This is a genomic window from Lysinibacillus sp. FW301-JW8 (assembly GCF_058788755.1).
Genome location: NZ_JBYTBB010000108.1, coordinates 1 through 11,322 on the forward strand (window position 1 = coordinate 1; position 11,322 = coordinate 11,322).

Here is an 11,322-nt window from a genome sequence, read left to right on the forward strand (position 1 = left end):
GAGACAATTTTACTAGAATGCAATGCCGAATGGATTCAGTATGGCTCTTAGTCAAGCACATGTTTTGGTGAAGAGCCAAATGATTATTTGAAAAAACTTTAAAGTTGATCTTTTTTTAAACATGATTTATAATACGAATATAGAGAAAGGATGTTCGTAATATGAGTAAAAACCTAAATGTTGTGGAATTATTCGCAGGTGTTGGTGGTTTTCGTCTTGGTTTAGAGAAGGTTGACAAAGAATTTTTTCAAACAGTATTCGCGAATCAATGGGAACCTTCAAAAAAAGCACAGGATGCGTATGAATGTTATAAAAATCACTTTAATGAGGGTGAAGTTAGTAATAAGGATATTACAACGGTAGCTGATAGTAAGTTCAGCTCATTACACATAGATTTATTAGTTGGAGGCTTTCCTTGCCAAGACTATAGTGTGAGTCGCTCGTTGAATAATGAGCAGGGCATAAACGGTAAAAAAGGTGTTCTATTTTGGGAGATTAAACGTGTCCTTGAAAATAGTCATCCGAAATATGTTTTACTGGAAAATGTGGATCGCCTGATTAAATCACCATCAAAGCAGCGTGGACGAGATTTTGCCATCATGTTGGCTGTATTTCGTGACTTAGATTATATCGTTGAATGGCGTGTAATTAATGCGAGTGAATATGGAAATGCACAACGTCGACGTAGAGTTTTTATTTTTGCATATAAAAATAATCTAAGCTTTGCTAATCAACAAATGAAGTTAGATAAGGAAGATATTTTATTTAAAGAAGGCTTCTTTGCAAGTACTTTCCCAGTATCGAGTGAACCGTATAAAAATCGCCGTTCATCCGTTGAATTGCCTAAAGATATTGTTGGAATCTCGGATAATTTTGCTTTTGGTTTCCATACAGCGGGTATTATGATCAATGGGAGTGTTCATACCGTTCAACCTGAACCAATCGTAAAGAATCCTATGCCATTAAGGGACATTTTACTTCCAGAAGATATGGTTGATGAAGAATATTACTTAAATGAAGCAACCATTGAAAAGTTTAGTTATTTACGTGGACCTAAAAAAATTGAACGAACTTCTGCTGAAGGACATAAATACATTTATTCTGAGGGTGGAATGTCCCCAACAGATGATTTAGAATTACCTGGCCGAACAATGCTCACCAGTGAAGGAACTGTAAATCGGAGTTCACATATAGTTGAAGTTAATGGTCGGAAACGTTTCCTAACCCCACTTGAATGCGAGCGATTAAATGGATTTGATGATAACTGGACGGAAGGCATGCCTAAACGTATGCGATACTTTTGTATGGGAAATGCCCTTGTAGTAGATTTAATTAAAGACATGGGTGCGATGATTAAGAAAATTGATTTATTAGAAGAAGAACATGGTACACAAATAACTTTAGGGATCTATTGAGGCTGGGACATAACTAAATGGTTCCTTCATAAAGCCGAACAAACTCTAAATTAACAAAACACGATAAAATAGAAAAACCGAACTATTCCGAAACACTTCATGAGCGTTTCATTGGATAGTTCGGTATTTTTGTTGGCTGAAACACTTTTGTCCCAGCCTCTTTTTTATAGAGAGGTGGGAGATTAAAGGGTAAGCCCGAAATATAAAAAAAGCGCACCTTTTCGGTACGCACAACGAATAGCCGTTTATCTGAAAATAATTTCAGATAAACGGCTATTTTGCACATGTCACTTGGATATTTTTCGACCAAGGCATGTAATCGTTTAAAATCTCTGGCTGCTGATGGAGCGGTAAATTTGGCAACTCTGTCAATAACGTCACTAGGTATTGATAAAAGTCGATACCATTTGCTTTTGCTGTTTCAGCTAAACTTAAACAGATCGCATTCGCTTTAGCACCAGCTTCACTAACAGAAAAAAGCCAGTTCTTGCGACCAATCACATTTGGGCGAATCGCATTTTCAGCTGGATTATTATCCATCTCAATTCGGCCATCGAACAGAAAAGCTTTTAATCCTTGTAGACGATTTAATGTGTATTCGGCAGCTTTAGCTAAGGCATTTTTTCCGAAGAAAGGCGATTCATCCACCCATTTTAAGAATTTCTCTACAATCGGTTTTGAATATTTTTGCCTTGATTTTCGGCGTTTACCTGGTGAAAGATGCTTAAATTGACGTTCTAGGCGATACAGTTGGTCACAGAAATCCACGCCAATTTGCCCGTTTTTGCTATCGGCTTTCAGCCAATATCGTCGCACATGCGCCCAACAGTTAGCGAACGTGACATCAGGAAGATTACCGTATGCCGAGTAACCATCACAAATCACCGTTCCTTTAAAGCCTTTTGTAAATTCTACTAGTACAGAACGACTTCTCGATAATGCACTATGAAAAAGAACGATGATCGGTCCTTGGCTTGGCACGCTGCGGAACACCCAATTGTAAGCATTCGATTGTCCTGATTTTCCGTCTGACCGATTGATAATTTGCGCATACGTTTCGTCCACATGCAGTACTGATTTCATCGTTAACATCTGTTTCATCTGTTCATAAATCGGTAAAAGCCAATCTTCTGCAGCACGAATAACCCAGTTTGATAGATTCTTATCATTCGTATGTAGGCCATATCGTTCCCACTCCTTTACCTGATGGTAAAGAGGTAAATACTGAATAAACTTATCGCAAATAAGCTTTGCTAAAACAGTTGGTCCTGCAATACTTCGCTGAATGGTAGCTTGTGGGGCTTTTCCACGTTTCATTTGTGCTTTTTGTGTGGCATCCATTTTACAGTGCTTGCACTCGTAGGCATGTTCAATATGCTGGATGCGTTTCATTATTGCAGGAATGAATTTTGCTTCTTCACGCGCAATCGTTGTACCAGCTTCAGTCATTTGACCAAGGCAACAGTCACATTGTGTGTTTTCAGGATGATGATGAATTTCTTCGATTTCCATTCCATCACGAAACGAATCATTTCGTTTTTTATGTAGTTTACGAACAACTGTATATGTAACAGTTGACATGCTTTGTTCTTCTGTGTGCTCAGATTCGCTAAAAGACGGGTCGTCTTCGAATAAAGAGCCTTGCCCATCCGGTGCTTGATACTTTGATTTTTCCGATTTAGAACCGTATAACGCCTTTGTTAATTGGCGAATTTGTTCAGCTAATGCCTTGTTTTGGGACAACGAATGATCTAGCTTTATTGAAAGCTCTTCATTTTGTTTTTTCATGTATGCTAATTGTTCTTCAAGTAATTGGATTACTTTTTCTGTTGTCGAAGAGTTTTCCAAATCATTCACCACATTTCATTCAGTATGAGTTATAGATGATTATACCACTTAGGTGAATCGATTTAAAAGACACCTGTTGCAGATTTCGAAATTGCTTTTGGCTGCTGGAGCGATAATCCTTCTAAGAGCCAGCGAAGCTCCTGTTGTGAAAGGTTACGCACTTCCTTTTCATCTTTTGGCCATTGCAGTTTCCCATTTTCTAGCCGTTTATAGAGTATGGCAAAGCCATCCCCATCGAAGTACAAACATTTATAGCGATCCTTGCTCGTTCCAGAAAATAAGAAGATGGAATCACTATATGGGTCCAATTCTAAAGAATCCTGAATAAGTGTAGCGAGACCATCAATGCCTTTTCGCATATCTGTCTTACCACAAATAATATAGATGTTCTGCACGCTCGTAAAATCATGCTTCATTGTTTATTCAGCTCCTTCATGATCATTTGAATGATGTGCTCATCTACGCCATTGAAGAAAGAGATTTCGACATTAGCTGTTTTAATGATGCAGCTTGGCTCAGAGGGAAATTGCGTTGAATTGATAAAAGAATACTTGTCCGTGATGGTATCCAGTGTCACAGGGACAATTGTTAGTTTGGTAGTGGGCATAAAAAAGCACTTCCTTTAATTGATACGTCTATCGTACCGGAGGTGACTAGTTATTTATATGCGTTATTTGAATGCGGGCTTACGAAGGAAGTAAATTAGCTGCTCCTTTGAATAGTAGTTAACCTCGGTATCTAATACAGTAGACGCCTTGATTTTTGGAAGATCCACTAGATTAAAAGGATTTGAACTGATGTAATCACGCTTAATAGCAAAATCAATTACCTTAGATGCATATGTTTTAACGGTACGGAATTTTTTTAATTTTAATGAGCATTCATCAACAAAGTTTTGGCAAATTGGTACTTTTAATTTCTCGATTCGATAATGCCCAATTGCAGGGAGAATATGATTCCTGAAAATGCCAAGGGTTTTGACAAAGGTGCTTTCTTCGACAGTTCTTTCGAAGTGTTGAATCCAAACATTGTATATATCCTCGTATGTTTCGGTTTTAGGCTTCTTATATTCCCCTTTACTAACTTCGACTCTTAATTGAGCTAGGGCAAGATTAGCCTCTTTTTTTGTTAGAAAGCCGCGTCTAGTAACGTGAATTTGTTTGCCTGTTTCGCTATCCATTCCTAAATAAAGCTTAAACATGTAGTAGGTCTTACCATCTTTTTTAGTATATGATTTAATATTGTCTTTCATTGAAATGCCTCCTAGAACCATACAGGGAAACTAGGGATACAGTTAATTTTTCTAGTAACTGTATTGTTAGTATAGCTTATAAAAAACAAAAACATTTTCCCAATAAATAAACTTCCTTTATTTTGGTAGCATTTTATATTGAAATAATGGTGATAGTAAAAAAGTTTATTCGTAATTAGTAGTTGAATATTGCAAGTTATTTTATTACACTACACAATTGAAACAAACGGTGCATTAAGGATGTGATTAATTTGAGAACACAAAAAATAAATCTCTATGTGGATGATTTAAGAGATTGTCCTATTGGTTTTGTCGTGGCAAGAACGTTTCAAGAAGCAATTCGCTTACTTGAAAATCACGAAGTAGACACACTTTCTCTTGACCATGATTTAGGAGAAGATCTACAAGGTAATCTATTGCCAACAGGTTATGACTTAGTAAAATATATTTGTGAAAAAGGGTTACGGGCAAACAAAATATATATTCATACGGACAACCCTGTTGGTAGAGAGAATATGTCTCAAACACTGCATGGAGCAAAGCGAAGAGGTTTCATTGATTCAGATATTGAAATTTACCACTATCCTATTACTGAAAATAAATATACGAAATGAAGTAATACTAAACAATTCATCAAAAATATTGCGTGCTCAATAGCAATCAAAAAAGGTATTCCACTACTTATTGCGAATACCTAAAAAAAATAAACCGCCCTCGCCCCCAAAGTTGAGTAGTGGTTTACTATTTGCTCGCTAATCGCCTTTGAAACGATTCTGCTTGTTGCTAATTGATAATTTGTTTCGAGTTCAATAATCTTTAAATTAAAAATCTAGTTTCCTAACAAAACCCTACCAATAAGAAATTTTGGTAGGGAATTTTGTCATCTACTTTTTAGCTTGATTAAGCTAAATATGATTAAATAAGAACCATATTGTAGACGAGTAGAAGATATCTGAATTTATAGATATCTTTTTTCTTATCCCGCTCTATGAGTACTTAGTATATATCTATAAAATACTTTTTTTATTGCAAAACAAGACTTTTTAAGAACGTATGTAATATAAAATCTTGAATTACTATATACTTAGTATATAATAATATAAAAGATATTAGGGGGATTTGATAAAGTGATTCAGGTTGAAAATCTTAAAAAGGAATTTTTACAAGGACAAGAAAGAATTAAAGTATTAAAAAATGTAAGTTTACAAATTCAAAAAGGTGAATTTGTAGCTATTATGGGTCCAAGTGGCTCTGGAAAAAGTACATTACTCCAATTGTTAGGTGGTCTTGATATACCTACAGAAGGGGACATTATAATTAATCAACATTATTTAAATAAGATGACAGAAAAGAAAAGAACAATATTTCGCAGACAGAATATTGGATTTGTTTTCCAAAATTATCAATTACTTAGTAATTTAAATGTGGAGGAAAATATAGCTTTTCCACTTCATGCAGACGGAAATTTAACAAAGGAAAAAAAGCAAGTAGTTTTACAATTACTTAATTCCGTCGGTTTAAAGGGACTTGGGCAGAAGAAGGTTAATTTGCTTAGTGGTGGGCAACAGCAACGTGTAGCTATAGCTAGAGCACTAGTTAGCAACCCCGCCGTATTATTGGCAGATGAGCCAACAGGTAATTTAGATAGAAATACAGCCGAGGACATTCTTGGGTTAATGACTAGATTTAATCGAGATTACAATCAAACAATAATCATGGTTACACATGATATTTTCGCAGCTGGATTTGCAGATCGAATTATTCTTTTTAAAGATGGAATTGTCGATCAGGTGATTTCTAGAAAGGATGAAGATTATGCTAAATATGTGGCGAATTTCATGGCGTAATATAATAGAAAGCAAAAAAAGATTTTTCTTTTCATTACTTGGGATCATTATTGGCATTTCCTTTATAACTTCCATGTTAATTGCTGATAAAACAACAAATGATGTTTTTAATTATTATGAACAAATGTATGTAGCAAATGCTGATTATTGGTTTTTAAGTGATGAACATACCTTTTCAGAAGAGGCTGTTTCCTCTCATTTAGACAATCCAATCATTACTGACTCGTTGCTTGCACTTGATAAACATGTATTCTTTGATCTTGATGATAAATCGGAAAATCAACGTTCTGTACGAATTACGGGTGTGAATGATCAGAATAGTTCTTTACTAAAACTACCAGTAATAAAAGGAGAGTTAGATAATGAAGGGCTAATTATAACCGAGCCTGTTGCAAATTTATTAAATAAAAGTGTTGGAGATACTATTCGGTTTAGCAATTTAGGAGAGGCTAAGGTTTCAGCAATAGTCGGGTATACACAGTTGCTTGCGAGTCCTAGTGATTGGGAAAGTGCTGAATCAACTAGTTTTAGAATTATGGCTCCCCTTGATTTGTTAAGAGAATGGACAGGTATGGATAATGAGCTTTCATATGTACGATTTCAAACAAATGAAGATGGTGAAAAACTTTTTCAAGATTTACAGAATGAATTTACTAATTCAAATATATATATCCAACCAGTTGTCGCAGATGATCTACAAAGTAACGATATTGGGGGTCTCTACACATTTTTTTACTTAATTGCTGTTTTATCTATGCTTATTAGTGGATTCATTGTCTTTAATATGATTTATACAAGCGTTATGGAACGAAAAAAGGAATTTGCAATAATGAAAAGTTTTGGTTATTTACAAAGCTCTATTTCTAAACTTGTATTCATTGAAGTAATCATTTTATCATTAATTGGTACGGCTATTGGGGTTCCAATTGGGATTTGGCTTGGCGATATGTTTATGCAAACCCTGCTCAGTGTATTTGAATTTGATACAGTGTATACTTTGAATTGGAAAATGCCTACAATAACAGCCATTGGAATAGGAATTGTATTTCCTATTATCTTCTCCTTATTTCCTATTTACAATGCGGGAAAAACTTCGGTGCTCTTGACATTAAAAGAGGCAACTCAAACATTATCGTCGAAAAGACAATATCTATTTAGAGGTATTGTAGGAGTTGGCTTACTTTCCTTTATATTTATTGATCATTTTATTTCCTATTTAGCTATTTTAGCAAGTATCATTTTGCTGTTTCCATTCTTGTTAATAGGAATAAGTAAGATCTTTAAACCAATTTTCAAAGTGTTTTTTGGCTATTCAGGAATTTTAGCTACGCATAGCCTTACACAGCAATTAAATAGAAATGCCAATACTTCTGCTATACTTGCCATTGGAATAGCAGTCATCTTATTGTTAAGCTCTGTTATAGAAACTGCTCCTGAAGGGTATGAACGTGATATTAGAAATACATTTGGGGGTGATCTAAGGGTTACATCGGAAGCCCCTTGGTCTAGTGAAGATATAAAATCTCTACTTTCTTATGATTCTGTAGCAAATGTTACCCCACTGACAGAAGCTACACCTATTACATGGGAAACAATGAATGATGAGAGTAGACAATTTTCTATTTTTGCCGTAAGTAAAAAGGGACCTATATTATTTGAAGATATTGAAAAAGAATCGTTATATGAGGAATTACAAAAGAAACCATCTATCCTGCTCGGTAAACGAGCTTTTGATGAATGGGGTGGTAAAGTAGGGGAATACATTCACATAAATACACCTTCTGGTAATCAAAAATTTGAAGTCATTGATGTTGTAGATACTTCACATTATTCAGGATATGTTGGTTTTATGGATGAAGATCATTTAAATAATGAATTTGGTTGGGCTAATAGTTTTGATATGCTACTAGCATTAAATGATAAATATAGCGGAGAGGAATTACAAGATCAGTTATGGACAGATTTCAATGAACACCTTTCAAAAGTTAAAACTATTGAAGATGAAATTAAATCAACTACTTCTGCGTTATCTGGTATGAACGAAATAATATTAATTATGCTATTCCTAATTATTGGCTTAGCTAGTATTGGCACAGCTAATACTCTTTTAATGAATACATTTGAACGAACATCTGAGATTGGAACAATGCGAGCACTTGGATTTACTAGACAACAAGTAAGAAAGATGGTAGTTGGTGAGGGGTTACTCATAGGTTTAGTAGGAGTCATCGGGGGTGGAGTATTAGGTGTGATTTTACTTTACATTACTAGTCAATCCAAGCTTTTAGGAGACTTCATACCATTCCATATACCTCTTGCTAATATTGGAGTAGCATTGATTGCTGGTCTATTACTAAGTTTTCTTGCCTCTTGGATATCTAGTATGACTGCTAGTAAAATAAATATTTTATCTTCAATTAAAGAAGGTTGATCAATTATGTCAGTAAAGTATGGACTATTAACATTGTTATACCAACAGGATAATCATGGATACGAATTAAAAGTAGAATTGGAGTCTCTTCTAAGTATCAAAGGAAAAATTAATCCTGGTCAAATTTATACTACTCTTGACCGTCTCATTCGTGATCAACTCGTGTCATCTGCAGAGATAGATGACCAAGAAAGAAAGCTATATAAGCTAGAAAAGTCAGGAGAAAATGAATTGAAAAAATGGTTGTTAGAACCTGTACCTTATCATTCTACTAAGGACGACTTTCATTTTAAATGGAGCTGTGCTCGAAAAATCCATTTTGAGCAAGAAAAAATTATGCTAGAACAACAAAAAGCAATGATAATGAAAGATGTTATAGAATTGACTAAATTAAAAACGGAATTTCTTATTCAAAATGAAGAACATAAATATTTATTAATCAATGGCACACTTTTACATTTAGAGGCAGATTTAAACTGGATAAGTCAGATTGAAAATAGAATTCGTTCATAAATCTATATAAAGGTTTCCTTTTCATATTGCTGTAATTATCTTATACTGTTTTTTCTCAACAAAGGAGGTGTTTGATTGGGAGTTATTCTTGAATATAGTTGGGAATTGTTTATACTTATTGAGTTATTATCTATAGGGGTACTACTCCTATTTGGTATATTTCGTTACTTCTTTAATAAACCTACACTTAGCATTATGTTCATTTTTCTATTTTTATTTATGTTAATACTTGAAGGGTTACTCGGATTGTATGTTTATCAGCAAACAGGAGAGATTTCAACATTTCAAATTGTTATTACTATATTTATTATTTATGCATTTACATTTGGTGTATTTGATTTTATAAAGCTAGATCGTTGGATGCGTAGAAAAATTGGGACGTTTCGTGGTGTTGAATTATTATCTGATAAAGACTATAAAATTATTGAAAGAAATAATAACCCTAAATATATTGCAAAGAAGTATCGTAAGTCATCTTATATACATTTGGTTATTTTTGTTACAGTGCAAGTTATTTTTTGGATGATGGGTACGGAAAGCCTCGCAGAGATGAAAATGTATTTAACTGATTTGTCATGGATAGAAAAAGGAATAGCAAAGGAATCACCTTACCCTAATGAGATTACCTTTGGAATTGGTGCAATTTGGAGCGTTGTTTTTATCATTGATTTTATCTACTCATGGTCTTATACATTGTTTCCTAAAAAATAAGCTATCGGGTTTTATAGCAGTTTAAAAAACCTTAGTTTTCGTTTAAATACGAGAAACTAAGGTTTTTCTTATGGAAATTTATCTGATATAGGGAAGTAACAGTACATATAATCCCTTTTTTTGTTCCTCTGATAAATTTTTAATGATATTAAATAATTCGTCATCTATATTTTCACTTTGTAGAGATTTATCTTGTGGAATCTTAATAGTTGTATCAACTTTGTTTTCCAGTAATAAAAAGAATGAGCTAAGCGTTAGTCCAAATTGCTCGCAAATTTCACCTAACAGTGTATAATTCGCTTCCTGAATACCGCTTTCTATTCGTGAAATAGATGCTTGAGAGATATCTAATTTTTGAGCAAGATCGCTCATACTTAAATTATTGTCTTTGCGTAACGAACGTATTAACTGTCCTATTTGCAAGTTATTCATATTATATGATTTCAACTCCACATTAATCATTTAATTAATCGTACAATTATTGCATTTTACAATCAATAGAAAATAAATTATACTTAATACGTAAATATACATAATAGGTAATAGAAGGGGTTGAACGTTATCGGAAACTTCGAATCAGCACTTATTCTATTAATAGATGAAAGGGTTGATGTGCTTTATCATAATAAAGTGTTTAGGAATCACCAAAATGAAATGGTTAAGGATGTTGAACAGAAATTATTCAAAACTCTTTCTGGTATAAGTGAAAAAGAGGTTAGAGAAATTTCTGAGTTGATACAGAAATCAATTCTTAATTATCAGCATCTATTATTTCAAGATATATATAAGCAAGGCTTTTTAGATGGGATTGTACTCAGAGAAAAAATACCAGGGAGATCGATAAACGATGAAAGTACTTTTTAAAGGCCAACTCACGATGGATGTATACAAAATTGTAGAGAGTTTAGAGGATGAAGAAGCAACACGGAATTTAGCACATGAAGATATTACATCTGAATTATTTAAAGAACTAAGGGTATTAGTTGAGGCAAAAGGCTACCGTGTACCTCACGTGGGGATAAATTTAGAATATGAAGGTGTACCCACTAAACAATATGAATCAATAGTAAACAAAGCAATTAATGAAGCTAAGAAGCTAGGTGATGACCCATACACTACACTACCATATGATGATAAAACAAAAGAACAATTGAGCATTCTTATACACAAAAACAGGTATAATCCCAACCAATTAAATGAAGCTGAAAATATGTATGCTAATTTTAGAGGCTCTTCACCAAAACATGTGCTTGACTAAGAGCCATACTGAATCCATTCGGCATTGCATTCTAGTAAAATTGTCTC

The 11,322-nt window shown here is 34.0% G+C and carries 13 protein-coding genes; 8 read left to right on the forward strand and 5 right to left on the reverse strand.

Annotation, left to right across the window (positions count from 1 at the left end; translation table 11 throughout):
- The first annotated feature begins 161 nt into the window (after positions 1-161).
- Complete coding sequence (gene dcm, locus AC3WOM_RS25630; RefSeq protein ID WP_492448891.1) at positions 162-1,415, forward strand: DNA (cytosine-5-)-methyltransferase; 1,254 nt, start codon at positions 162-164, stop codon at positions 1,413-1,415.
- A 273-nt stretch (positions 1,416-1,688) separates the two neighbouring features.
- Here the strand turns inward: dcm and tnpC are convergent, their stop codons facing one another.
- From tnpC to AC3WOM_RS25650, 4 genes are all read right to left on the reverse strand, one after another.
- The gene (gene tnpC, locus AC3WOM_RS25635) at positions 1,689-3,272 is read right to left on the reverse strand and encodes an IS66 family transposase (protein WP_492448892.1); all 1,584 of its coding nucleotides are present in this window, start codon (positions 3,270-3,272) and stop codon (positions 1,689-1,691) included.
- A 53-nt stretch (positions 3,273-3,325) separates the two neighbouring features.
- Positions 3,326-3,679 carry an IS66 family insertion sequence element accessory protein TnpB gene (gene tnpB, locus AC3WOM_RS25640; RefSeq protein ID WP_492448893.1) on the reverse strand — a complete coding sequence of 118 codons (354 nt, stop codon included), beginning with the start codon at positions 3,677-3,679 and terminating at the stop codon, positions 3,326-3,328.
- The gene (locus AC3WOM_RS25645; protein ID WP_492448894.1) at positions 3,676-3,870 is read right to left on the reverse strand and encodes a hypothetical protein; all 195 of its coding nucleotides are present in this window, start codon (positions 3,868-3,870) and stop codon (positions 3,676-3,678) included. Before AC3WOM_RS25645 ends, tnpB begins: the two co-directional genes overlap by 4 nt.
- Positions 3,871-3,933: 63 nt before the next feature.
- On the reverse strand, positions 3,934-4,515 hold the full coding sequence (locus AC3WOM_RS25650) for a tyrosine-type recombinase/integrase (protein WP_492448895.1): 582 nt from the start codon (positions 4,513-4,515) through the stop codon (positions 3,934-3,936).
- A gap of 251 nt (positions 4,516-4,766) precedes the next feature.
- On the opposite strand from AC3WOM_RS25650, the gene AC3WOM_RS25655 reads away from it, so the two are divergent.
- From AC3WOM_RS25655 to AC3WOM_RS25675, 5 genes are all read left to right on the forward strand, one after another.
- Positions 4,767-5,129 (forward strand): cyclic-phosphate processing receiver domain-containing protein, encoded by a 363-nt coding sequence (locus AC3WOM_RS25655; RefSeq protein ID WP_492448896.1) that lies wholly within the window; start codon positions 4,767-4,769, stop codon positions 5,127-5,129.
- A gap of 513 nt (positions 5,130-5,642) precedes the next feature.
- Complete coding sequence (locus AC3WOM_RS25660) at positions 5,643-6,362, forward strand: ABC transporter ATP-binding protein (RefSeq protein ID WP_492448897.1); 720 nt, start codon at positions 5,643-5,645, stop codon at positions 6,360-6,362.
- Positions 6,331-8,793 (forward strand): ABC transporter permease, encoded by a 2,463-nt coding sequence (locus AC3WOM_RS25665; protein ID WP_492448898.1) that lies wholly within the window; start codon positions 6,331-6,333, stop codon positions 8,791-8,793. Before AC3WOM_RS25660 ends, AC3WOM_RS25665 begins: the two co-directional genes overlap by 32 nt.
- Before the next feature lie 6 nt (positions 8,794-8,799).
- On the forward strand, positions 8,800-9,306 hold the full coding sequence (locus AC3WOM_RS25670; protein WP_376070656.1) for a PadR family transcriptional regulator: 507 nt from the start codon (positions 8,800-8,802) through the stop codon (positions 9,304-9,306).
- A gap of 75 nt (positions 9,307-9,381) precedes the next feature.
- Positions 9,382-10,017: a hypothetical protein gene (locus AC3WOM_RS25675; RefSeq protein WP_492448899.1), complete on the forward strand. Its 636-nt coding sequence runs from the start codon at positions 9,382-9,384 to the stop codon at positions 10,015-10,017.
- Between the two features lie 78 nt (positions 10,018-10,095).
- Here the strand turns inward: AC3WOM_RS25675 and AC3WOM_RS25680 are convergent, their stop codons facing one another.
- Positions 10,096-10,449, reverse strand: coding sequence for a helix-turn-helix domain-containing protein (locus tag AC3WOM_RS25680; RefSeq protein WP_492448900.1), 354 nt, complete (start codon positions 10,447-10,449; stop codon positions 10,096-10,098).
- 120 nt (positions 10,450-10,569) lie between these two features.
- Between AC3WOM_RS25680 and AC3WOM_RS25685 the strand changes: the two genes are divergently transcribed.
- Both AC3WOM_RS25685 and AC3WOM_RS25690 read left to right on the forward strand, forming a co-directional pair.
- Positions 10,570-10,881: a hypothetical protein gene (locus AC3WOM_RS25685; protein ID WP_492448901.1), complete on the forward strand. Its 312-nt coding sequence runs from the start codon at positions 10,570-10,572 to the stop codon at positions 10,879-10,881.
- Complete coding sequence (locus AC3WOM_RS25690) at positions 10,865-11,275, forward strand: hypothetical protein (RefSeq protein WP_492448902.1); 411 nt, start codon at positions 10,865-10,867, stop codon at positions 11,273-11,275. The genes AC3WOM_RS25685 and AC3WOM_RS25690 overlap by 17 nt, the downstream gene beginning before the upstream one ends.
- Positions 11,276-11,322 lie beyond the last annotated feature (47 nt).